The sequence below is a fragment of the Actinocatenispora thailandica genome, assembly GCF_016865425.1.
Taxonomy (GTDB): domain Bacteria; phylum Actinomycetota; class Actinomycetes; order Mycobacteriales; family Micromonosporaceae; genus Actinocatenispora; species Actinocatenispora thailandica.
The window spans coordinates 4,750,804-4,773,556 of sequence record NZ_AP023355.1; the positions used below are offsets into that span (position 1 = coordinate 4,750,804).

Sequence of the window (22,753 nt, forward strand, 5' to 3'; positions counted from 1 at the left end):
GCCAGACGGTACCCCAGTAGGCGAGGGAATTCTGCTCTCCGATCGCCGCGTCGTGGTGAACGCTTCGGTACTGTCCAAAGCTCGACTGGGAGTCGGGAACGGGGCCGGAGATGCTTTCGCACTCCAGGTTCAGTATGGCGAGCACGAGCCGGACTTGACGAGCGTGAGCCTGGTCGCAGAGCGGGACGGGCATGCGGTCGTCGACCTGGCCATTGCCACCTCGTTCGCACCAGCACCAATCTCACCCAGGCGCGCGGAACGACGGATGCCGGTCCTCGTGGCGTTGAGCGATTCCAAACCTCGTGGCCTGCGGAGGAATGAGCACTGGATACTGGCAAGCGTCGGAGACTCCCGCGGCGACGGCCAGTTCATGCTCGATCCGCGAACCGAATCACCTGCGGCACGCGCACGTCTCATGGATGCGGCCGGGGCGGTCATAGATTCCCACGGCGACGTCGTCGGGATCGCGACCGATCGGAAGATGCGTTCGGTCGATTGGTTGAACGCAGTCCGTTCCATCGACTCAAGGCGTTCGAGTTGGCGAAGCTACGACCAGTCCACTGCGGCCAGGTCGCTCAAAGAGCCGGACGCAGTGCCGGTCAAGGACGACCAACCTGGGGACACACCACCATGGGGCGCCGCGCATCCGCTGCCCCGGTTGGCTACCGACGCGGCAACAATCGAGGACCGCTTGACCCGGCGGCGGTACGTGGACGCGATCGCGACGTTCCTGCGGCATCCGGACACCCGTCCACCGCTGACGATCGGGATACACGGGTCGTGGGGTGTGGGCAAGACGTCGCTGATGCGGATGGTGCAGGACGAGCTGGATCCGGGCGCCGCCACCGGAACGCCGATCGAGCTGCGGTACGGTCGGCGTCGACGCCGCGTGGTGACCAACGGCGAGGTGATTCAGGCAACGAAGCGGCCGCCGGCATCGCGCCCAAAGCACGCCGCCCCGGACGCCGAGACCGACGGTTGGCGGCCGACGGTGTGGTTCAACCCGTGGATGTACCAGAACGGCGACCAGGTCTGGGCTGGCCTCGCGCACACCATCATCGGTCAGGTCACCGACCGGCTACCGCGCGGTGACCGGGAGAGGTTCTGGCTGCGGCTCAACCTGAGCCGCATCGACGCCGAGGCGATCCGCCGCCGCTGGTACGGCATCGTCGCCCGGCAACTGCTGCCCACCATGCTCTGGTTCCTGGTGCTGCTCGCCGCAGCCGCGTTGACTCTGCTGGTACTGGCATGGCTGCGTCCGGCCTGGACCGACGCGCTGCGAGAGGTCGGCCGATGGACGGGTATCGGCGGCGGCATCGTCGCCACGTCGAGCGGCGTCGGCCGGTGGTTGTGGTCCAGATTCCGGCCGGCCGCGCCGACGTTCGCCCGGCTGCTGGATCAGCCATCCCCGCTGTGCGGTTCGGCCGAGGACGCGAGCGGCCTACCGGCGACCGACCCCGGGTACCAGGGCCGGCTCGGGTTCCTGCACCTGGTCCAGTCCGATATGCACCGGGTCCTCGACTTGGTCGCGACACCAGGCCGGCCGCTCGTGGTGTTCGTGGACGACCTAGACCGTTGTTCCCCCGGCACCGTGGCGCAAGTCATCGAGGCGATCAACCTGTTCCTGGCCGGCGAGTTCGGCAACTGCGTGTTCGTCCTCGGGATGGAGCCGACAGCGGTCGCGGCGAGCGTGGCCACCGCGTACCACGAGCTGTCCACGGCGGAAACCGGTCGCGGCGAACTGGGCTGGCGGTTCCTGGCGAAGTTCGTGCAGCTGCCGCTACGAATCCCGGAGCCGGACCCGGAGACGGAGCTCGGCGCGTACCTCGACCAGTTGCTCGGCGGCGATCCCGCACCTCCGCGTGTACCGCCGGACGAGAGGATCCAGATCGGTGAGACCGTCCACGTACCAACCGAGGCCAGCGTGTCCGACCCGCAAAGCGCCGCGTCGGTGACGTATGCCCCGGCCTTCAAGACGCTTCCGGGAGCCGAAGTGGCGCGCCAGAAGTTCCGCGCGGACGTGGCGACCCTGCATGCGGCGATCCTGGACCGGCTCTCCGAAGGCGGAGTCGACCACGACGAGCTGCGGGCGGCGGCACTCGACGCCCAGCGCACGGTGCTCGGCATCGACGGCGAGCCGGCGCCGGAGACGCTCGCCGCGGCGGAACGGGTTTTCGCCGAGCGGTACTCCGACCGCGACGCCGCCGAACCGATCCGGGCGGCGTTGCCGTCGCTCGGCACCGGTAACCCCCGCGAGATCAAGCGGTACGTGAACCTGTTCCGGTTCTACACGTTCCTGGCCGAGCGGCTGCGGTTGCGCGGCGCCGCAGTACCGGAGCCGGCGTCGATCGCGAAGCTCGCCGCGTTCACGATCCGCTGGCCGCAGCTGGTGTCGGCGCCCGCCACCGCCACCGCGATCGCGCTCGCCGAGTTGGAGTCCGCCGCCACCGGAGAAGACGACCGTTGGTGCGAAGGGCTCACCGCAGTCTGTCCCGGCCTGCCAACGGGGACGGCGGGCACGCTGCGCGCGTTTCTGCGCACCGGTCCGGCCATCGGGGTGGACGGCTTCCGGCTGCGATGACTCAGAGTGCGAGGTGGAGGCGCAGGGCCCGGTCGAGGTCGGCCAGCAGCGCCTGGTCCAGGGCGCCGAGGCGGTCGGTGAGACGACCCATCGACACCGACCGGACCTGTTCGGCCTGAGCCTTGGAGAGGCCGCGAAGGCCACCGGACCCTTCCGGCAGCAGCACCTGGAACGGGTGGACGCGACTGGCATTGGACGTGAGCGGGACGACCGTGATCACGCCGCGGCCGAGCCGCTCGGCGCGCCTGTTCGCACCGTCGTTGCTGACGATCACGGCTGGGCGGACCTTGTTGCATTCGTCCGGCCAGGCCGGGTCGAGATTGACCCAGTAGACGTCACCGCGCCGCCTGCCACCGGGTGCGAGCAAAGGCTCTCGCAGTGCGCCGACTCTCGCAGCCGCCGTCAGCCGAGGCGGTGTTGGAGGATGGTGGCGCCGGGGCCGGTGAGGTCGGCGGCGACCCCGCGGCGACCGGCCAGGGTCAGCAACAGTGCCTCGCCGGTACCGCGGGCGAGCGGGCCCCGGCCGCGGGACCAGTCCAGGTCGGTGGCAACGAGACGGATGCCGCGGGCGTGCCAGAACCCACGCAGCGGCGGAGCGGTGACGGCGAAGTCCAGCGCGCAGCGCAGCCGGTCCGCTGGGATGTCGCGGGGCAGCCGCAGCGGGCGCCGGATGTCCTGCTGGTGGATCAGGCAGTCGGCGAGACCCACCCGGCCGCCGAACCGGGCGGTGGCGCCGCGCGGTTCGAGGTGGTCGCGGACGAAGCGCGCCACTTCGGTGCGGCCGAGCTGGCTGTACTCGCGCAGCGCGATGTCGTTGAGCCGGCCGACCCGCAGCCGGGCCGCCCAGAGCCGCCGGGCGAGATCGGCGGTGCCGTGCTCCTCGTAGCTGATCACGTGCGCCGCGACGTCCCGGACCCGCCAACCGGCGCACAGGCTCGGCGTCTCCCACTGCTCGTCGGTGAGCGCGTCGAGCAGATCGGCGAGATCGGCGCGTTCCGCACTCGCGGCGGCCAGCACGTCCATGCCGGCAGGGTAGCCCGGCTTCGCCGCACCGGACCCGCACCGTCGGCCGCGACCCGCACCGGCGTGCGGCGAGGACCCGCACCGGCGCGACGACGTCCCGTGCCGTCCCACGACGCGACGATCGGGGGCGCGATCGCCGGGGAGTTCAGAGCAGCACGAGATCGTCGCGGTGGATCAGCTCGCGCTCGTACGAGGTGCCGAGTTCGGCGGCGAGTTCCCGGGTGGACCGGCCCAGCAGCCGGGGCAGCTCGGCCGCGTCGTAGTTGACCAGGCCGCGGGCCACCGGCCGGCCGGACTCGTCGACCAGGTCGACCGGGTCGCCGGCGGTGAACGTGCCCTCGACCGCGTGCACCCCGGCCGGCAGCAGCGACAGCCGCCGCTCGACGACCGCGGCGACCGCGCCGGCGTCCAGGTGCAGCCGGCCGCGCGGGGTGGTCGCGTGCGCCAGCCAGAACAGCCGCTGCCGGGGACGGCGGGACGCGGCGGCGAAGAACGTACCGACCGGCTCACCGGCCAGCGCCGCGGCGGCGAGCGGCGCGGCGGTCAACACCACCGGTACGCCGGAGCCGGAGGCGATCCGGGCCGCGTCGACCTTGGTGGCCATCCCGCCGGTACCGACGCCGGCCCGACCGGCACCGCCGACCTCGACGCCGGCCAGGTCGTCCGGGCCGCGCACCAGCTCGACCCGGCGGGCGTCCGGCCGGCGCGGATCCCCGTCGTACAGCGCGTCCACGTCGGACAGCAGCACCAGCAGGTCGGCCCGGACCAGCGCGGCGACCAGCGCGGCGAGCCGGTCGTTGTCGCCGAACCGGATCTCCTCGGTGGCGACGGTGTCGTTCTCGTTGACGATCGGCAGCACGCCGAGGTCGAGCAGCCGGTGCAGGGTACGCAGCGCGTTGCGGTACCGGCTGCGGCGGATCACCTCGTCGACGGTGAGCAGCACCTGGCCGACCCGCTGGTCGTACCGGCCGAACGAGGTGGCGTACCGGTGGGTCAGCGCCACCTGGCCGACGCTCGCCGCGGCCTGCTGGGTGGCCAGGTCGCGCGGCCGGCGGGCCAGCCCGAGCGGGGCGAGCCCGGCGGCGATCGCCCCGGACGACACCAGGATGACGTCGCTGCCGGCGGCCCGGCGCCCGGCGAGCGCGTCGACGAGCGCGTCGAGCCGGGCGGGGTCGAGCCCGCCGGCCCGGGTGGTCAGCGACGAGGACCCGACCTTGACCACGACGCGGCGGGCGGCGGCGACGGCCGCGGCCCGGGCGTGCTGTTCTGCACCGTCCATCGCCTGCGCACCGTACCGTCGGGGATCGGGCCCGGTACAGCGGGTTACCGCCGTCCCACGGCGGCGCCGCCGACCGGCCCGGCGGTCACCAGTGGTACTCGGGGTGGCCGGTCGGCGCGGTCTCGCCCACCCGAACCGGTACCGGATCGCGGTGCCAGCCGCCGGTGTCCAGGTCCAGGCCGACGTGTTGGGCGTGCACCAGCACGTCGCTGGCGCCGAGCCGGTCCGGGTCCGGCGGGCTCGCCGCGAGGGAACCCGCCACCAGCACCCGGTCACCGGCCCGGAGCTGACCCAGTACCTCCTCGGCCAGCGCGCCGGTGGCCTGCACGGCGACCAGCACGCTGGTCTCACCAGGCCGGCCGACACCGGGCGGGGCAGCCGACACCGGGCAGCGCAGCGCGAAACTGGCCACCGACTCGCCGGCCAGGCTGTACTCGCGCGCCGGATCCTCCGGCAGTCGTCCGAGATAGAGATTGGAAACGCTCACCGCGACACCCTTCGTCGATCGCGGGCTTCGATGGAGGTCCCAGCAGGGTGGCGCCGAATCTCCGCCGAGGTCCGGGGCGGAGCCGCCGGGGCCGCCGGGCGGGCCGGCGCCGGGTGCGCGCCGACCACGCGGACAGCGTCGCCCCGGCCCGGCGGGCGCCGCCAGCCCATCCCGTTGGGACCTCCTAGATTGTGCGGCCCCGGGTGGGGTCGCGGGCCCGTTTCGCGGGAGCCGGCTGCTCGCCCGACCGTTCGGCGGGCGACTCGTCCGGATTGCCGGGCCCGGCCGGCCGGCGGACCCCGCCGGGCGCGCGCCGGCACCGGGGGGTGTGCGGTACGGCGGGGCACAGGCTGGCGCGGTAGCGTACCTCCGGCGTGACCTGTGTCTCCCGGCACGTCCGGAACCGAACCGCGGCCGTGCCACGTCCCAGAGGGTGCCGGACACCGGACGTGGGCGACCACACGGGCGGCGGTCACCATGGATGTCAGCGTCACCCACCGATGGCAGCGGCCAACGGACACCCGGAGGATTAACCCGACATGGCGAGCAAGAACAAACCGAACAGCGCGGGCCGCAGCCCGGCCGCCGGTGCGAACCGGGGCAAGGGCGCCGGTTCGGCGAAGCAGCGGGCCAGGGCCGCGAAGGCGGTCGCCGCGGCACGCGCCGAGCGACAGCGCCGGAATCGGATCATCATCACCGCCTCGGTCTGCGCGGTGCTGCTCATCGTCGTGGTCGGCGCGGTGTCCTGGGTGGTGTACGAGTCGAACAAGCCGAAGACGATCCCGGCCGCGTCGATCACCGCGAACTACCCGGTGAAGCTGGACAACGGCGTGGTCGTCGCCGGCAAGGACAGCGCCAAGGTCAAGATCGACATCTACGAGGACTTCATGTGCCCGTACTGCGGCGAGTTGGAGCGCGGCAGTGGCAAGCAGATGCAGACCGCGCTGAACGACGGCACGCTGCAGGTCAAGTACCACATCGTCGACCTGCTGAACGGCAGCTCGACGCCGGCCGGCTACTCCGACCGGGCCGCGAACATCGCGCTCGGCACGGTGGCCGAGGGCAAGTTCCCGCAGTTCCACTGGAGCCTCTACCACAAGCAGCCGGCCGAGGGTGGTCCCGGCTACTCCGACGACCAGATGATCGACCTGGCGAGCCGGCTCGGCGCGGACAAGAGCAAGATCAGCAAGATCGCCAAGGACGGCACCTACAAGAAGTACCCGGCGCAGCAGTTGAAGGACTTCCAGGCGGCCGGCTACTCCGGGACGCCGACCGTGGTCAACAACGGCAAGCAGGTCCAGATCAGTGACCTGAACTCCGCCGACTGGCTGACCAAGCTGCTCAACGGCACCTCCTGACCGTCGGCCGGATGCCGCGAGGCCGCCCCGCAACGTTCGGGGCGGCCTCGCGTCGTTCCAGCCGGGCGCGCGGCGGTCAGTTGGTCTCCTGCTGCACGTCGGCGGTGGCGGACACCGCCTCCAGGTGCTCGCGTACCTTCGCCATCTCGGCGCCGGGCACCCGGCGGCGCGGACCGTCACCGCCGGCCTGCCACGGCCGCGGCCCGGTCAGCGGCCGGTACTCCACGCCCGCCGCGTCCAGCCGCGGCAGGTGCGCGTCGAGCCGTTCGGTCAGCCGCGTCGCCGGCGCTCCGGTCCAGGCCACGTCGGCCAGCGCGCAGGCCCGCGGGAACGCCAGGTAGTCCAGGTGCCGGGCGTCCGGGATGTACTCCGACCAGGCCTGGAACTGCACGCCGAGCACGTGCGCGCGCTCGTCGGCCGCCCAGTCCGCCGGTACCGGGTCGAAGCCGGCGACGTCGTCGAGGGTGAGCGGCCCGCCGATCGACAGCGGCTCGTCGGCCCCGTCGGATTGGTCGTAGTCGAGGTAGGTCGGGTAGACGGGGCTGCGCACCACGTCGTAGCCGGCCGCGGCGGCGCGCCGGCCCACCGACGAACCGCGCCAGGCGGTGACGATCGAGTCCGGCAGCATCCCGCCGGTGACGAACCCCTCGTCCCACACCACCATCCGCCGACCGCCCTTGGCGAGGTGCTCGCCGAGCGAGCGCAGGAAGTACCCGTGGCCGTCGACCGGCTCGGTGATGCCCTGCTCGGCGAGGTGGCCCATCACCTCGGCGTCCGCCGCCCAGTCGCGCAGCACGCACTCGTCGCCGCCGAGATGCACGTACGGCACCGGCAGCGCCTCGGTCAGCTCGTCCAGCACCTCGCCGAGGAACGCCAGGGTGCGCGGCAGCGGCGTGACAACGCCGGCCGAGATGCCCCAGCCGGTGAGCACCCGGTGGGTACCGATGCCGTACTCGGGATAGGCGGCGAGCAGCGCGGACGCGTGGCCGGGCAGGTCGAGCTCGGGCACCACGGTGACGCCGAGCCCGGTCGCGTACGCGTTGATCTCGGCCAGGTCGTCGAGCGTGTAGTAGCCGCCGTGCGGGACGTGGTCGTGGCTGCCGTCGCGCTCCCGGCCGACCTGGCTGCCCGGCCGGTGCGCGCCGATTTCGGTCAGCTTCGGGTAGCGGGCGGACTGCACCCGCCAGCCCTGGTCGTCGGACAGGTGCAGGTGCAGCCGGTTCAGCCCGTGCATGGCGAACAGGTCGAGGTAGCGCAGCACCTCCCGCTTGGGCAGGAAGTGCCGGGACACGTCGAGCATCCCGCCGCGCCACGGCAGCGCCGGTGCGTCCGCGACCTCGCCGCAGTCGAGCGCCCACTCGGTACCGGCCGGGGCGGCGGCGCGCCAGGCGGTGTCCGGCAGCAGTTGGCGCAGCGTCCGCGCGCCGTGCCGCAGTCCGTCCACACCGGCGGCGGTCAGCGTGACCCCGGTGGTACCGACGTGCAGCCGGTAGCCCTCGGGCTCGGTGATCGCGGCGTCGAACCCGACCGCGATCTCGGTACCGGTACCGGTGGGGCGCAGCGGCAGCCCCAGCGGGGCGAGCAGCCGGCGTACCGGTTCGGTCGCCTCGTCCGGACCGACCAGCCGGCTGTCGGCGGTCAGCGTGAGCGTGCCGGGCAGCCGGTGGGCCTCGCGCGCGCGGGGCACCAGGGTGTCGTACCGATCGGTCATCCGATCCTCCTCCTGACCGGGCGGCGTTCCTGGTCGACGCCGCCGGTGTGGCCGGGCGGCGCTGTTCTCCCGGGCGCCGCCGTCGTACGATTCAGAAACTAACAGGAAGGGTTCCTGCTGGAAAGGGGATCGGGCCGTGCCACCCGCGACACCGCGCACCGCGCGGCTGATCAACGACCGCAGCGCCTACCAGCTGCTACTCGACCGCGGGCCGCTCACCCGCACCCAGCTACGTGCACTGACCGGGCTGTCCCGGCCCACCGTCGCCGACCTGATCGACCGGCTCGCGGCGGACGGACTGATCGCCCGGCTCGGCGAGTCCGGCGCCGAGCGGCGCGGCCCCAACGCCGCCCTGTACGGGGTGCTGGCGGACCGCGCACACGTCGCCGGCGTCGCCGTCGACACCAGCCGCATCGTGGTCACCCGGGCCGACGCGACCGGTCGTACCGTCGGCACCGCGCGGCTGCCGATCGACCCCGACGCCGACCCCGCATCCCAGGTACTCGCCGCGCTCACCGCCGCCGGGGGCGGGGCGCCGGCCGGCGCGCCCGACCCCGCACCATCCAGCGCAGCCGACCCGGCGGCGCACCGGGCACCGCTGGGCGCGGTGGCGGTCGGTACCCCCGGGTTGGTCGATCCGGCCAGCGGCGCGGTGACGTTCGCCGCCGGGCTGCCCGGCTGGCACGGCGACCTGCGGACGGCGCTGCGGGACCGGCTGGGCGTGCCGGTGCTGGTGGACAACGAGGTCAACCTGGCCGGCGTCGCCGAGCACCGGATCGGCGCGGCCCGCGACACCGACACGTACTGCCTGCTGTCGCTCGGCGCCGGGGTCGGCGTCGCGGTGCTGCTGGGTGGCCGGATGCATCGCGGCGCGTCCGGTGGCGCCGGCGAGATCGGCTACCTGCCGTACCTGGCCGGCCCGGGTGTGCCCGGGCACGGCTCGAGCCGGCCGGCGGGTGGGCCCGGTCGGCCGGCCCGCGGCATGCAGCAGCTGATCGGAGCGCCGGCGCTGGCCGCGCTCGCGGCCCGGCACCTGCCCGGCGCTCCCCCACCCGACCCGGTCGACGCCGTCCTCGCCGCCGTCCCGGAACCGGAGTTCCGGGTCGAGCTGGCGCAGCTGGTCGCGGTCGCGGTGGTGGGGCTGTGCGCGGTGCTCGACCCGGGCACGATCGTGCTCGGCGGGCCGATCGGACACGCCGGCGGCGCACCACTGGCCGAGCTGGTCGCCGCCGAGGTCGCCGCCGCGATACCGCTGCCCACCGAGGTACGGGCCGGGACCGTCACCGGCGACCCGGCACTGCGCGGCGCCGTCCTCACCGGGCTCGACCTGCTGCACGACGACCTCTTCGGCAGCTGAACCCACTCGCGCCACCGGGCGACACCGCACCGTTCAAGGAGACGCGCCGCCGCGGGCACGCCGATCGGGCAGACGCGTGCGGCGTGCCCACCTGGACACGCCGCACGCGGTTCGGTGATCGACGAACGACCCGGCTGCCGGGCCATCGACGACCGGGACGGAACCCGAGTCCACCGTCGACGGCAGGCGATCAGGCGTGCTGCTCGATCAGCTGCCGGTACCAGTGGTAGCTGGCCTTGGGGGTCCGCCGCTGCGTCTGGTAGTCGACGTGCACCAGGCCGAACCGCTTCGCGTAGCCGTACGCCCACTCGAAGTTGTCCAGCAACGACCAGCAGAAGTAGCCGCGCACGTCGACGCCCTCGTCGACGGCCTGCGCCACCGCGCGCAGATGGCCGTCCAGGTAGCCGATCCGCGCCTGGTCCTGCACCGCGCCGTCGACCACGGTGTCCGGGTAGGCGGCACCGTTCTCGGTGATGTAGATCGGCGGCAGGTCCGGGTAGCTGTCCCGCAGCCACACCAGCAGCCGGCGCAGCCCGTCCGGTTCGGCCGGCCACGGCATCGCGGTCTGCGGCAGGCGCGCCGGCGGCACGTCGACCACCCCGATGTCGGTGGCGACCCGCCGGGACAGGTCCGGCTCCTGCGACGGCGCATCCTTGGCGTACTGCGGGAAGTAGTTGTTCACGCCGAGGAAGTCGATCGGCTCGTGCGCGAGCGCCAGGTCACCGTCCCGGCGGAACGAGAAGTCGCTGATCGGGCTCCACAGCTCCGCCTCGCCGTCCGGGTACCGCCCGGCCAGGACCGGATCGGAGAACACCCGGTTGGCCAGCAGCTCGGCCCGCGCGGCGGCGGCCACGTCGGCCGGCGCGTCCGTCGCCGGCGTCACGTGGTTCATGTTGAGCGTGATGCCGAACCGCTCGTCGTTCTTGCGCTGCGCCCGCATCGCCCGTACCGCGAGGCCGTGGCCGACGAGCAGGTGGTGTGCGGCGGCGAGCGCGCCGTGCCCCTCCTGCGCGCCCGGCGCGTGCCGGCCCTCGGCGTAGCCGATGAACGAGCTGCAGAACGGCTCGTTCAGGGTGATCCAGTACGGCACCCGGTCGGCCAGCGCCTCGTGCACGATCGCCGCGTAGTCGGCGAACCGCTCCGCGGTGTCTCGTTCCCGCCAGCCGCCGGCGTCCTCCAGCGGCTGCGGCAGGTCCCAGTGGTAGAGCGTGGCCATCGGGGTGATGCCGGCGCCGACCAGCTCGTCCACCAGCCGCTGGTAGAAGTCCAGCCCGGCGGCGTTGACGCCGCCCTTGCCGTCCGGCTGGATCCGCGGCCAGGCGATCGAGAAACGGTATGCGCCGGCGCCCAGCTGTTTGAGCAGCGCCACGTCCTCGGCGTACCGGTGGTAGTGGTCGCAGGCCACGTCGCCGGTGTCACCGCCGGCGACGGCGCCCGGGGTGTGCGCGAACGTGTCCCAGATGGACGGTCCGCGGCCGTCGGCATCGACGGCGCCCTCGATCTGGTACGACGCGGTCGCCGCGCCGAACACGAAACCCTTGGGGAGGCGGGGAAGTTGAGCGGTCACGTCAGACCTCCAGCGCGTACACGCCGACGCCGTACGCCGGCAGGGTGAACTGCGACACCGGCTCGCCGCCGCCGATCGGGCGCAGCGTGCCGCCGCCGGGCAGTACCGGGGTCACCTCGTGCTCGGCCGAGTGCTGGCTGACGAACCAGGCGAACCGCCGGCCGTCGGTGTGCTCCAGCACGTCGGTGAACACGCTCGGGTCGTCGACGGTCACGGTGCGGGCGACGCCGGCCACCGCGGCGAGCGCGTCGTAGATCCGGTGGGTGTCCTCCGGGTTGACCCGGCCCTGCTTCGATGCCATGTGCTCCAGCGGGTAGGTGCACAGGATCGTCTCGCCGGCGCCGACCCGGTGCCGCAGCAGCGCCGGGTTGCCGTGCTGGTCGGTCGCCACGACCTTCGCGCCGCGCGCCTGGACGGGCAGGAACGCCCGGCTGTGCTCGTTGCCCGCCGCGGTGAACCGCAGCGTCTCCCCCGCCGCGATCGAGCCGAAGTCCTCGGTGAAGGTGAACTCGACGACGTCGTCCTCGATCGGGTTGTTCAGCCCGTACGCCAGCTGGTGCTCCACGCCGAACATCTCGTCCAGCTTCTGGAACCACGGCCCGCGGTGGAAGCCGTGCTCGCCGGAGCAGTACGACAGGTAGACCACCGCGCCGTCGCCCGCGAACTCGTGCAGCCGCAGCCAGGTCGGCGCGAGGACCTGCCGCGTCGACGGCAGCAGGTACAGCTTCGCGTCGGTGGCCAGGCCGTCCTCCTCCCGGGTCAGCGCGACCGGCAGGTGCGCCTCGCGGGCGGCGAGGTAGCCCTGCCGCAGGGTGTCGAACACCAGCTTGCGGTCCGGTGCGGTCGAGATCGGGTAGTCGCGCTCCAGGTACGAGGAGACGACCAGCGCGGCGTCGGTGTCGGTGCGGTGCGTGTTGACGAAGTCCACCTCGGCCAGCACCTTCGCGAACCCGTCCAGCTCGCGCAGCGGCGCCTTCGGTGCACCGGTGTTGGTGGTGATGCCGAAGTGCATCTCGAACGGGTGGTGCCGGTACGGGTCCTGCGTGTTCAGGTGGTCGTAGTCGGTGTTGTTCCAGGCGATCCAGCCGGTCGCGCCGGCCAGCAGCGAGTTGTGCAGGCTCTGCCGGTAGTAGTGACCCTGGTTGGGCTCGGAGACGAAGTCGGTGGACAGCCCGAACTCCTCCAGCACCACCGGCTTGTTCGCCACCGCCGCCAGCTCGCACAGGAACGCGGCGTTGAGGTTCTGCCGCACCTGGTCGTTGTCCATCTTGTACACGTGCGGCCCGACGAAGTCGACCAGCTCGCCGGTCTCGCGCACCGAGAAGCCGTTGTCCTCGCCGGTGACCTCGATGCCCCAGGCGCCGTCGCCGAGCGAGACGGGTTGGTACCCGCCGCCGGCCCGGACCGCCTGCACCATCAGCGTCGCCCAGCTGGTGACGTCCGACTGGGGGGCGGCGGGCTGGCCCCGGCGCCGGCCGTAGATCGGCATCTCGTTGCTGATCAGCCAGCCGGCGACGGCCGGGTGATCGTGCAGCCGGCGCACCATCTGCTCGACGAACCAGGCCTGCCGGGACACCAGCCAGACGTCGGCGTACAGGTCGCGTTCGATCCCGCCGCGCCAGGCCGGATCCCAGTTCTCCCCGGACATGTGGCCGACGATGAACGTCGGGATCGAACTCATCCCCAGCTCGGCGTGCGCGTCCAGGAAGTCCCGGTAGTGCGCCACCTTCTCCTCGTCCACGGTGGACGGTTCCGGGTGGAAGTCCGGCCAGTAGAAGAACGACCGGGTCTGCCGCAACCCGTGCTCCGCCAGGACCCGCAGCTCGTCCCGTACCACCGCCGGGTCGTAGCTGCGCCACATCAGCGGTCCGCCCGTACGCGACCAGAAGTTGGCGCCGAGCCAGGCCACCGGCCGATCGCCGACCGTGACCTTCGCGGAGTTACGCCGCATGTTTTCCCTCTTCCACAGTTGTGCTGAGTTACTTGACCGCGCCGGCTGTCAATCCCTGGACGAGATAGCGCTGGAGCAGCAGGAAGCCGACCACGACCGGAACGCTGACCACCAGCGAGGCGGCCATCACCTGGTTCCAGTAGACCGAGATCTGGGTGGAGTACTCGCGCAGCCCGATCGCGAGCGTCTTGGACGAGTCGTTGGTCATCACCGAGGCGAACAGCGTCTCGCCCCAGGCGGTCATGAACGAGTAGATGCCCACCGCCACGATGCCCGGCTTCGCCGCCGGGATCACCACCGACCACAGGGTGCGCATCGGGCCGGCGCCGTCCACCTTCGCCGCCTCGTCCAGCCCGCGCGGGATCGTGTCGAAGTACCCGACGAGCATCCAGATCGAGAACGGCAGCGAGAACGTCAGGTAGGTGATGATCAACCCGACCCGGGAGCCCTGCAGCGCGAAGCCGGTGGCCTGCCCGATGTTGACGAAGATCAGGTACAGCGGCAGCAGGAACAGGATGCCCGGGAACATCTGCGTGCTCAACACGGTGATCCGGAACACCTGCTTGCCGCGGAAGTTCCACCGGCTCACCGCGTACGACGCGAAGATCGCGATGAGCACCGAGAACAGGGCCGCCGACAGCGACACGATGACGCTGTTGCTGAAGTAGCGCGCCAGCGGGATCGTGTGCCAGATGTCCACGAACGGCTGCACCGTGAGGTGGCTGGGTATCCAGGAGAACGCGCCCTGCACGTCGGACAGCGGCTTGAGCCCGGACACGATCATCACGTACAGCGGGGCCAGCGTGAACAGGGTCAGGAGCGTGAGCCCGACGACGCGGATCACCTTGAACGACGTGGATTCACGCACGGCGCGACCTCCTCGACGTGAACAGCAGGTACACCCCGGTCACCACCAGCAGGAACAGCAACAGCAACACGCTCATCGCGGAGCCGAGCCCGAAGTTGAAGTTCTGGAACGAGGACTGGTAGACGTGGATCGAGATCAGGTCCGCCGACTTCGGGATCGACGCCGAGAACAGCGTGTACGGCACGTTGAAGTCGTTGAACGTCCACAGGAACAGCACCAGGATCAGCACCTGGTTGATCCCGCGCAGCATCGGCAGCGTCAGCTTGCGGAACTGCTGCCACATGCCGGCGCCGTCGACCGCGGCCGCCTCGTACACGTCGGTCGGCAGCGACTGCATCCCGGCCATCAGGGTCAGCAGCGCGAACGGCCACAGCCGCCACACCGCGACCACCACGATGGAGGCGAACGCGTTGTTGCCGATCAGCCAGAACGTGTGCCCGTCGGTGATGTGCAGCTGCGCGAGCAGGTGGTTGACCATCCCGTTGTCGCGGGACAGCATGAACTTCCAGACGATGACGCCGGCGTAGACCGGCAGCGCGTAGGGGATCAGGAAGATCGTCCGCAGCAGCGCCCGGCCCCGGAACGAGCGCTGCAGCATCACCGCGGCGAACATGCCGAGCACCCAGGAGATCCCGACCACCAGGATGGTGAACCCGATCGTCACGACGAACGACCAGATCAGCGCCTTGCCGATGCTGCCGTTGACGTCGATGGCGTAGTGGTAGTTGGACAGCCCCGCGAACGGCGCCTCCAACCAGTTGCGCAGGAAGAACTGGTTGAGTTTGAGGAAGCTGATCCCGATCCCGGTCAGCATCGGGATCACGTGCACCAGCAGCTCGAAGATGATCGCCGGCGCGAGAAGCAGGTACGGCAGCCACCGGTGCTGGGCGACGCGCCGGCGGCGCGGGGTCCTGTCGGACCCCTTGCCGGCGCGTCGCCCGTCCCGGACGGCAGAGTCAGTTGCCGTCATCAGACGATTCCGCCTTCACTAACCGAGGTGAGAGGTCTCCGCAGGGTGGACGTCGACCGACGCCCACCCTCCCGAGATCGCTCAGCCGCCGCTCTGCATCTTCTGCTGAGCGTCGCCGAGGGACTTCTTCACATCGGCCGCGCTCACCGACTTGCCGGTGGCGGCCTGCGCGATCAGGTCCTTCATCGCGTTACCGACGGTGGTCTCGAACTGCGACTCGTCGGTGATCATCGGCATCGGCGCCGCGGTGTTCGCCAGCACGTCGACGAACATCTTGTTCTCCGGGGTCTGGAACGCCGGGTCCTTCGCCGCCTCGCTGGTCACCGGCAGGGCGTTGAACGCCTTGTCCAGGATCACCTGCTCCTTGGCGCTGGTCATGAACTTGATGAACTTCATCGCGCCGGTCTCGTTGCCGCCCTTGAACGCGGCGATGTTGATGCCGGCGACGTGCGAGTTGATCTTCTTGCCACCGGCCGGCAGCGGGCTCAGCATCGGGATCGGCGCGACCGCGTAGTCGGACGCCTTCATCCCGTTGGCCTCGATGCCGGTGTTGGTGTTGTTCTGACCCAGCAGCATCGCGGCCTTGCCCGAGGTGAAGTCCTCGACGGCGTCGTTGGTCGTGGTGTGCTCGGCCGAGGCCGGCGTGGCGACCTTGTCCTTGCTGATCAGGTCGGTGTACTGCTGCACCGCCTTGACGTTCTGCGGGGTGTCGAAGGTCGGCTTGCCCGACTTGTCGAAGAAGTTGCCGCCCTGCTGCTGGCCGAAGATGAACGCGAAGTGCGCGTTCTCCGTGTAGCTGGCGCCGGCAAGGGTGATCCCGTACTGCTTGCCGCCGGGCTTGGTCAGCTTCTTCGCGTCGGTGACGAGTTCCTGCCAGCTCGACGGCGGGTTCTTGATGCCCGCGTCGGCGAACATCTTCTTGTTGTAGAACAGGCCGTAGCTCAGCCCGTACAGCGGGACCGAGGTCGGCGTCTTGCCGGCCGCACCGGTCGAGCTCATGCTGGTGGCGAGGAACTTGTCCTGGCCGCCGATCGTGTCCATGTGCGACTTGTCGAAGTCGACGAACGCGCCGGTCGCCTGCAGTGAGGCGGACCAGGTGTTGCCGATGTTGACCACGTCCGGCCCCTGGCCCGAGGTGGTCGCCGTGGTGATCTTGTTGAGCAGGTCGTTCCAGCCGATGACCTGCAGCTTGACCTTGATCCCGGTCTGCTTGGTGAACTTCTTCAGCTCCGGGCCCAGCACGTCCTTGTCGTTCTGGATGCTGGAACCCTGGTTGCTTGCCCAGTAGGTGATGGTCTTCGAGTCCGAGCCGCTGTCGGACGAGCCGCAGGCCGTCAGCCCGCCGGCCCCGGCGACGAGCACCGCCGACAGGGCCACCACCCCGAGAATCCGTTTACGCACGATCGACTCCTTCGCACCGCGCTGCCACGCGGCGTCCGTGCCGCTCGCCGGTCCGTCCGGCACACGACATGAACCGGTTCAGGTGTCGCTGATGTTAACCCACACGAGCCGATTTCTGAACCGGTTCACCTGGACGATACGTCGAGGTGACCGGGTGGTGACAAGAGTGGTACCCAGGGTCTGTTGCGAGGCGCGCCCGGATCTTCGCAACAGCCGCTAAGCGGACTTCGTCACGCCCACCGGAGCGGTGGAGTCACGCACCCGCAGCTGACGCGGCCCGAGCCAGACGTCCTCCGCGGTACCGGTCGCCAACCGGGCCAGCAGCAACCGGGCCGCCGCACCCGCCTCCGCCGAGACGTCGTGCTCGAACGCGGTGACCGCCGGCCGGACCAGCTCGCACAGCGGCGAGTCGTCCCAGGCCAGCACCGCGAGGTCGGCCGGGATGCGGATGCCGGCGCTGGTCAGCTCGCTCACCGCGGCCACCGCCATCACGTCGTTGTCGTAGATGATCGCGGTCGGCGGGTCCGGCTGGGCCAGCAGCCCGCGGGTGGCCACCAGCCCACCGTGCGCGGTGTAGTCGGCCTCCACCTGCACCTGCTCGGCACCCAGCAGCGACCGGCACGCCTCGTCGAAGTACCGGCTGCGCCGCGCGGCGTGCTCCAGCCGTTGCGGCCCGGACACCCGCGCGATCCGCCGGTGTCCCAGCCCGCTCAGGTGCCCGACGGCACGCAGCATCGCGTCGTGGTCGTCCACCCGGGTCGACGCGAGCCCGTCGTACCCGCGCTGCGCGCCCATCACCACGCCCGGCGCGCCCAACTCGGTGAGCAGCGCCGGTCGCGGGTCGTCGGTACGCATGTCCAGCAGCAGCACGCCGTCCACCCGCCGGCCCACCCACCAGCGGCGGTAGGTGTCCAGCTCGGTCGCCTCGTCGCGCACGGTGGTCAGCAGCAGCGCGGTACCGCGGCCGGCGAGCGTCTCCTCGATGCCGGCCACCACGCGCATGAAGTACGGCTCGGTGGCGAGCAGTTCCGGGGTGCGGGCGGCGACCAGGCCGACCGCGTCCGCCCGGTCGGAGGACAGCGCGCGGGCGGCGCTGGACGGCACCCAGCCCATCTCCTCGGCGATCGCGAGGATCTTCGCGCGGGTCGCCGCGGACACCCCCGGCCGGCCGTTCAAGGCGTACGACACGGCACCCTTGGACACCCCGGCAGCGCGGGCGATGTCCAGAATCGTCGGCCGCTTCATCCGCGCCGCCTTCCTTTTTTGACCGTTCAACTGAACCGGTCAAGTATATGGCCGCGAAATAATCCCGCGCGCCGCTTCACGGGTGTGGCGGCCCGCACCCCGGCCGGCCCACGGCGGCCTCAGGCCGGGTCCGCCGCCACCCGGAAACCCATGTTCCCGGTGGACGAGTCCGGCGTGTTGTTGCTGCGCGCGCCCACCCGGTAGCGGTTGCAGTAGGAATCGTGGCACAGGTAGGAACCGCCCTTGATCACCCGAGTGGTGCCCTCGGCCGGCCCGATCGGATCGTGGTCGGGCAGCGGCGCCCGGTCGGCGGCGAACCAGTCGGCGCACCACTCCCACACGTTGCCGGACACGTTGTAGAGCCCGAAAGCGTTGGGGCGAAACGACTTCACCGGCGCGGTACCGAGGTAGCCGTCCGCCTCGGTGTTGTGCGTCGGGAACGTGCCCTGCCACACGTTGCACCGGTGCCGGCCGCGCGGCGTCAGCTCCTCCCCCACGGGAAGCGGGCCTGATCCAGCCCGCCGCGCGCCGCGTACTCCCACTCCGCCTCGGTCGGCAGCCGCACCCCGGCCCAGTCGCAGTAGGCCACCGCGTCGTCGTACGACACGTGCACGACCGGGTGGTTGGACCGCTGCGACACGTCCGAACCCGGCCCCTCGGGCGCCTGCCAGCTCGCCCCGGCGATGCCCAGCCACCACGGTGCCGGGCCGGCCACCGGGGCACCGGAGCGGCGCAGCGCCGGCGGCACCAGCAGGTGGAACACGAACGACCAGCCGTACCGCTCGGCGTCGGTGCGGAAACCGGTGTCCCGGACGAACGCGGCGAACTGCGCGTTGGTCACCGTCGTCGCCGAGATCCGGAACGACCGCACCGTCACCTCCCGTACCGGGCCCTCGCCGTCGGCCGGGAAGCCGTCCGGGTCGTCGGTACCCATCCGGAACGTGCCGCCGGGCAGCGCGACCAACCCGCCGAACCGGGGCCGGCCGGGCCCGCCGGCGGCGGGCCGCGGCGCCGGGTCACGGTGCCCGTCCGGCCTGGTCGGCGCGCAACAGCTGGGCGTCTGGTCGGAGTCTCGCGTCGTGCTCATCACCGCCATTGTCGTCCCCGGCACCCGCACCCGGGCAGCGCACCGGTCAGCGGGCCAGCTGGAGCAGGACGATGCCGCCGACCGCGACGGCGGTGACCCCATCCGGCCCCGGCACCGCGAACACCCGCCTCGGCTGGTTCGTGCCGTCTTCGGCCTCGCCGACCGGCTGCGCGGGCCTCGTCCCGTCCGGAGCGTGCCCGTTCGGCCGGCGCGTGCCGTACCCTCACCGTGACGTCGGACGGTACCCGGTTGGTGCGTTTGCTCCCCGCAAGTTCTGCCGCGGCAACCCGTTAGGAACTGCCCGTCGGCGGGTAGGAGACACTGTGTTGTCCGGCAGCTCAGGGAGAATCGGGACATGGCGATGACGACGGGAATGCTTCGTACCGCAGGGCTGGGGCCCGGCCGATGAGCCGCCCGACGTTCGAGCTGGCCCGCGCCGACCGGGACGACCTCGCCGTGCTCACCGTGTCCGGCGACATCGACGTGGACACCGCGTGGCGGCTGCGCGAGGAGCTGACCACCGCGCTCGCCGAGCGCGATGCCGTGGTCGAGATGTCCGGCGTCGACTTCCTCGACTCCACCGGGCTCGGCGTCCTGGTCGCCGGTTACCAGCAGGGTCGCAACTCCGGGCACCGGCTGGCGATCGCCGCCGCGCCGCGACGGGTGCTGGACATCCTGGAGCTGACCCAGCTCACCACGATCTTCAACCTCTACCCCGACCTGGACGCGGCGATCGAGGCGCTGCTCGGGTCCGCCTCCAGCGCCGGCTGACCGACCCGCCGGCACCGCGTGCGGGCAGGAACCCGGCGCCGCCGGCCGCACACCGGGTGGCACGAATCCGCGATGGCCCGGCCGGTGGTGCTCTGGCACTGTTGGCCTCAGCAACGGATCGCGACCGGCGACACCGTCGCAGCCAACGGCCCCGCGGCAGCGCGGGATCTCGACCTCCCGCGCACGCGGGTTCTTCATGGAGGGGACCATGAGCGACTTCGACAGCGGCGACAGTTCGGTCGACGTCAACGGCGACGGCGTGGCCGACGACGTGATCGTCGAGCAGCACACCGACGGCACCGAGACGATGATCGTCGACACCGACCACGACGGCGTGGCGGACATGGTGATGGTCGACACCGACGGCGACGGCGTCGCCAACGAGGTCTTCTACGACACCGACGGCGACGGCCGGCTCGACACCGAGGTCGTCGACAGCAACGGCGACGGCACCGCCGACACCGTCTACGCCGACCGCAACGGTGACGGCCACGTCGACCTGGTGGGTCGGGACACCGACGGCGACGGCAACGTCGACCAGGTCGTCGCGGACCAGAACTACGACGGCACCGCCGACACCTACGCGGTGGACAGCAACGGCGACGGCACCCTGGACCAGGTCGGCGTGGACCGGGACGAGAACGGCAGCATCGACGCGGTCGCCACCGACACCGACGGCGACGGCACGCTGGACACCGTGCACTACTCCGACGGCGTGAGCGACCCGGACGACCCGACGCTGAACCCGTTCGCGCGCTGACCGGTCACCCGCGCTGAGCGGGATCCGCCGGCCGCGTTGCACCACCGGGAGGCCCGGCACCGCTGCTGCGGTGCCGGGCCTTCCGCGTACCGGCACGGCTTCTTCGCCGAATGCACACATCTGCCTGGTTGGCTGGTCCGATGACGCCACGCAACCTGCTGTATCGCCTCTACGAGCGGCGGCTGCGCGCCTCGCTCGGCCGCACGACCCGCCCGGCGCACGTCGGCCTGATCATGGACGGCAACCGGCGCTGGGCCCGTGCCGCCGGGCTGGCCAGCGTCAGCATGGGACATCAGGCCGGCGCCGACCACATCGACGACCTGCTCGACTGGTGCACCGAACTGGGTATCGAGCACGTCACCGTGTTCGTCGCCTCCACCGAGAACCTGGCCCGGCGCGACCAGGGCGAGCTCGACTTCCTGATGCGCACCATCGAGCAGCGCGCGAGCACCCCGCGGGCCGGCTGGCGGCTGCGGGTGGCGGGCCGGCTGGAGCTGCTGCCGGACTCGACCGCGCACGCCTTGAAGCTCGCCGCCGACCAGGGGCCGGGCACCGGGCCGTGCCTGACGATCGCGATCGGGTACGGCGGCCGCCAGGAGCTGGTGGACGCCTTCCGGTCGCTGCTCACCGACGCCGCGGCGGCCGGTACCGGGATGGACGAGCTGGCCGCCACGCTGTCCGCCGACGACATCGCGGCGCACCTGTACACCGCCGACCTGCCGGACCCGGACCTCGTCATCCGTACCAGCGGCGAGCGGCGACTCTCCGGCTTCCTGCTGTGGCAGTCCGCCTATTCCGAGCTGTACTTCTGCGACGTCTACTGGCCGGCGTTCCGCCGGGTGGACTTCCTGCGCGCGCTCCGCTCGTACGCGGAGCGCCAGCGCCGCTTCGGTGCGTGACGAACGCACGGTCACACCGCGCCGCCCTGCGACCACGGTGCGGCGCGTCGATTCCTGTTCGTACCAACGGATCGACGCGCTGCGCAGTCGCGTCCGGACGGTCCGTCAAAGTGCTGTGGGGATGGTCACCGCGCCGATCGCGACGGCGTTGACCGCGGCGCCGGAACGGCTACCGTAACGGGGTCGTTCGGCCCCCTGCCGCCCCGTCGGGCAGCTCCGGACGGCACCGCCGAGTCGCCGCCAGGCGAGCCGAGGACCCACCCGTACCACGGGGTGAATCCGGGGCCATGGACAGGCCACAGTCCCGGTAGGGCGCTCTTCCCGCCCGAACCCGTCAGCTAACCCGGTAGGCGGTCTGAGGAAGAAGGGCGCAGACCCGATGGACACAGCACACCCGAGGTGGGCGTCGCTGCGCACGATCGGACTGGCCGCGGTCGCGGCCGCTGCGGTGGCCGCCGCAGCCCTCGTCGGTACCACGCCGGCACACGGCGCGCCGTCGCAGGCCGATCTGGAGCAGCAGATCAAGCAGCAGTCGACCCAGTTCGACAAGGTGGTCGAGCAGTACAACAAGATCACCGAAGAGCAGAAGAAGACGAAGAAGCGCATCGCCGCGGTGGACAAGCAGCTCAAACCGCTGTCCGGCAAGGTCGCCACCGCGCAGAAGCAGGTCGACGCGATCGCCGCCGCCGCGTACAAGGGTGGCCCGGCCACCGCCTGGAACGCGGTGCTCAACGGCAGTTCCAGCGACACGCTGAACAACATCGCCACGCTCAACCGGCTCAGCGCGCAGCAGTCCGGCGAGATCCGCTCGCTGATCACCGCGAAGCGCAAGCTCGACGGGCAGCACAAGGAGCTCGCCGCGCTCTACGCCAAGCAGAGCAAGCAGATCAAGGACCTGAAGAAGAAGAAGGCGTCGATCTCGGCCAAGGTCGACAAGCTCAAGAAACTGCGCGAGCAGGCGTACGGCAGCGCCACCGAGACCGCCGGCACCGGCTCCGGGCAGACCCCGCCGAACGTGTCCGGGCGCGCCGGCGCGGTCGTCGACTTCGCGTACGCGCAGCTCGGCAAGCCGTACGCGTGGGCCGCGGCCGGGCCCAACTCGTACGACTGCTCCGGGCTGACGCTCGCCGCCTGGGCGCAGGCCGGGGTGAGCCTGCCGCACGTCGCGGCCGACCAGTACAACCAGATCACGCACATCAGCCGGAGCCAGATCGCACCGGGTGACCTGGTGTTCTACGAGAACCTCGGGCACGTGGCGATCTACGTCGGCAACGACAAGGTGATCCACGCGCCGACGTTCGGCGAGGTGGTCAAGGTGTCGTCGATCGACATGATGCCGGTCTACGGCATCGGTCGCCCCTGATCGCAGCACCCCGACGGCCGGTCCCCCGCGACGGGGTACCGGCCGTCCTGCGTCCGGGCTGCCGGCCAGCCGGCG

The 22,753-nt window shown here is 71.5% G+C and carries 18 protein-coding genes, 1 pseudogene and 1 riboswitch; of the genes and pseudogenes, 7 read left to right on the forward strand and 12 right to left on the reverse strand.

The window, feature by feature from the left end; all coding sequences use genetic code 11:
• Positions 1 to 163: 163 nt before the first annotated feature.
• Positions 164 to 2,581 (forward strand): KAP family P-loop NTPase fold protein, encoded by a 2,418-nt coding sequence (locus Athai_RS21125; protein WP_239157452.1) that lies wholly within the window; start codon positions 164 to 166, stop codon positions 2,579 to 2,581.
• Between the two features lies 1 nt (position 2,582).
• Here the strand turns inward: Athai_RS21125 and Athai_RS21130 are convergent, their stop codons facing one another.
• The 4 genes from Athai_RS21130 to Athai_RS21145 form a co-directional block, all read right to left on the reverse strand.
• On the reverse strand, positions 2,583 to 2,948 hold the full coding sequence (locus Athai_RS21130) for a type II toxin-antitoxin system PemK/MazF family toxin (protein WP_203963110.1): 366 nt from the start codon (positions 2,946 to 2,948) through the stop codon (positions 2,583 to 2,585).
• Positions 2,949 to 2,983: 35 nt separating this feature from the next.
• Positions 2,984 to 3,604 carry a maleylpyruvate isomerase family mycothiol-dependent enzyme gene (locus Athai_RS21135; RefSeq protein ID WP_203963111.1) on the reverse strand — a complete coding sequence of 207 codons (621 nt, stop codon included), beginning with the start codon at positions 3,602 to 3,604 and terminating at the stop codon, positions 2,984 to 2,986.
• Positions 3,605 to 3,749: 145 nt separating this feature from the next.
• Positions 3,750 to 4,883: a glutamate 5-kinase gene (gene proB, locus Athai_RS21140; protein ID WP_203963112.1), complete on the reverse strand. Its 1,134-nt coding sequence runs from the start codon at positions 4,881 to 4,883 to the stop codon at positions 3,750 to 3,752.
• 85 nt (positions 4,884 to 4,968) lie between these two features.
• Positions 4,969 to 5,370 (reverse strand): single stranded DNA-binding domain-containing protein, encoded by a 402-nt coding sequence (locus Athai_RS21145; protein ID WP_203963113.1) that lies wholly within the window; start codon positions 5,368 to 5,370, stop codon positions 4,969 to 4,971.
• Between the two features lie 539 nt (positions 5,371 to 5,909).
• Here Athai_RS21145 and Athai_RS21150 point away from each other — a divergent pair.
• A complete protein-coding gene (locus Athai_RS21150; RefSeq protein ID WP_203963114.1) occupies positions 5,910 to 6,728 on the forward strand; it encodes a DsbA family protein in 819 nt (272 codons plus the stop codon).
• A 76-nt stretch (positions 6,729 to 6,804) separates the two neighbouring features.
• Here the strand turns inward: Athai_RS21150 and Athai_RS21155 are convergent, their stop codons facing one another.
• Positions 6,805 to 8,439 (reverse strand): beta-N-acetylhexosaminidase, encoded by a 1,635-nt coding sequence (locus tag Athai_RS21155; protein WP_203963115.1) that lies wholly within the window; start codon positions 8,437 to 8,439, stop codon positions 6,805 to 6,807.
• Positions 8,440 to 8,575: 136 nt separating this feature from the next.
• Between Athai_RS21155 and Athai_RS21160 the strand changes: the two genes are divergently transcribed.
• Positions 8,576 to 9,796 carry an ROK family transcriptional regulator gene (locus Athai_RS21160; protein ID WP_203963116.1) on the forward strand — a complete coding sequence of 407 codons (1,221 nt, stop codon included), beginning with the start codon at positions 8,576 to 8,578 and terminating at the stop codon, positions 9,794 to 9,796.
• A gap of 190 nt (positions 9,797 to 9,986) precedes the next feature.
• On the opposite strand, the gene Athai_RS21165 is transcribed toward Athai_RS21160, so the two are convergent.
• The 7 genes and pseudogenes from Athai_RS21165 to Athai_RS21195 all read right to left on the reverse strand — a co-directional run bounded on the left by Athai_RS21165 (position 9,987) and on the right by Athai_RS21195 (position 18,885).
• On the reverse strand, positions 9,987 to 11,363 hold the full coding sequence (locus tag Athai_RS21165) for a GH1 family beta-glucosidase (RefSeq protein ID WP_203963117.1): 1,377 nt from the start codon (positions 11,361 to 11,363) through the stop codon (positions 9,987 to 9,989).
• A gap of 1 nt (position 11,364) precedes the next feature.
• Positions 11,365 to 13,314: a glycoside hydrolase 5 family protein gene (locus Athai_RS21170; RefSeq protein WP_203963118.1), complete on the reverse strand. Its 1,950-nt coding sequence runs from the start codon at positions 13,312 to 13,314 to the stop codon at positions 11,365 to 11,367.
• A 28-nt stretch (positions 13,315 to 13,342) separates the two neighbouring features.
• The gene (locus Athai_RS21175) at positions 13,343 to 14,182 is read right to left on the reverse strand and encodes a carbohydrate ABC transporter permease (protein WP_239157065.1); all 840 of its coding nucleotides are present in this window, start codon (positions 14,180 to 14,182) and stop codon (positions 13,343 to 13,345) included.
• Positions 14,175 to 15,152, reverse strand: a complete 978-nt coding sequence (locus Athai_RS21180) for a carbohydrate ABC transporter permease (RefSeq protein ID WP_203963119.1) — start codon at positions 15,150 to 15,152, stop codon at positions 14,175 to 14,177. Before Athai_RS21180 ends, Athai_RS21175 begins: the two co-directional genes overlap by 8 nt.
• An 81-nt stretch (positions 15,153 to 15,233) precedes the next feature.
• Entirely contained in the window at positions 15,234 to 16,553 is a 1,320-nt protein-coding gene (locus Athai_RS21185) for an ABC transporter substrate-binding protein (RefSeq protein WP_203963120.1), read from the reverse strand.
• 216 nt (positions 16,554 to 16,769) lie between these two features.
• A complete protein-coding gene (locus Athai_RS21190; RefSeq protein WP_203963121.1) occupies positions 16,770 to 17,798 on the reverse strand; it encodes a LacI family DNA-binding transcriptional regulator in 1,029 nt (342 codons plus the stop codon).
• 119 nt (positions 17,799 to 17,917) lie between these two features.
• Positions 17,918 to 18,885 (reverse strand): annotated as a pseudogene (locus Athai_RS21195) (formylglycine-generating enzyme family protein).
• Positions 18,886 to 19,290: 405 nt separating this feature from the next.
• Here Athai_RS21195 and Athai_RS21200 point away from each other — a divergent pair.
• From Athai_RS21200 to Athai_RS21215, 4 genes are all read left to right on the forward strand, one after another.
• Positions 19,291 to 19,656, forward strand: coding sequence for an STAS domain-containing protein (locus Athai_RS21200; RefSeq protein ID WP_203963122.1), 366 nt, complete (start codon positions 19,291 to 19,293; stop codon positions 19,654 to 19,656).
• 208 nt (positions 19,657 to 19,864) lie between these two features.
• A complete protein-coding gene (locus Athai_RS21205) occupies positions 19,865 to 20,416 on the forward strand; it encodes a hypothetical protein (RefSeq protein WP_203963123.1) in 552 nt (183 codons plus the stop codon).
• A 140-nt stretch (positions 20,417 to 20,556) separates the two neighbouring features.
• A complete protein-coding gene (gene uppS / locus Athai_RS21210; protein ID WP_203963124.1) occupies positions 20,557 to 21,315 on the forward strand; it encodes a polyprenyl diphosphate synthase in 759 nt (252 codons plus the stop codon).
• A 217-nt stretch (positions 21,316 to 21,532) separates the two neighbouring features.
• Positions 21,533 to 21,683, forward strand: a riboswitch (cyclic di-AMP (ydaO/yuaA leader).
• An 11-nt stretch (positions 21,684 to 21,694) separates the two neighbouring features.
• Entirely contained in the window at positions 21,695 to 22,678 is a 984-nt protein-coding gene (locus Athai_RS21215; protein WP_203963125.1) for a C40 family peptidase, read from the forward strand.
• Positions 22,679 to 22,753 lie beyond the last annotated feature (75 nt).

Excerpts from the sequence above, each read along its gene's own strand:
- Athai_RS21135 (WP_203963111.1), bottom strand. The coding sequence starts at position 3,604 with ATGGACGTGCTGGCCGCCGCGAGTGCGGAACGCGCCGATCTCGCCGAT.
- proB (WP_203963112.1), bottom strand. The coding sequence starts at position 4,883 with ATGGACGGTGCAGAACAGCACGCCCGGGCCGCGGCCGTCGCCGCCGCC.
- Athai_RS21150 (WP_203963114.1), top strand. The coding sequence starts at position 5,910 with ATGGCGAGCAAGAACAAACCGAACAGCGCGGGCCGCAGCCCGGCCGCC.
- Athai_RS21155 (WP_203963115.1), bottom strand. The coding sequence starts at position 8,439 with ATGACCGATCGGTACGACACCCTGGTGCCCCGCGCGCGCGAGGCCCAC.
- Athai_RS21170 (WP_203963118.1), bottom strand. The coding sequence starts at position 13,314 with ATGCGGCGTAACTCCGCGAAGGTCACGGTCGGCGATCGGCCGGTGGCC.
- Athai_RS21180 (WP_203963119.1), bottom strand. The coding sequence starts at position 15,152 with ATGACGGCAACTGACTCTGCCGTCCGGGACGGGCGACGCGCCGGCAAG.
- Athai_RS21190 (WP_203963121.1), bottom strand. The coding sequence starts at position 17,798 with ATGAAGCGGCCGACGATTCTGGACATCGCCCGCGCTGCCGGGGTGTCC.
- Athai_RS21200 (WP_203963122.1), top strand. The coding sequence starts at position 19,291 with ATGAGCCGCCCGACGTTCGAGCTGGCCCGCGCCGACCGGGACGACCTC.
- Athai_RS21205 (WP_203963123.1), top strand. The coding sequence starts at position 19,865 with ATGAGCGACTTCGACAGCGGCGACAGTTCGGTCGACGTCAACGGCGAC.
- uppS (WP_203963124.1), top strand. The coding sequence starts at position 20,557 with ATGACGCCACGCAACCTGCTGTATCGCCTCTACGAGCGGCGGCTGCGC.
- Athai_RS21215 (WP_203963125.1), top strand. The coding sequence starts at position 21,695 with ATGGACACAGCACACCCGAGGTGGGCGTCGCTGCGCACGATCGGACTG.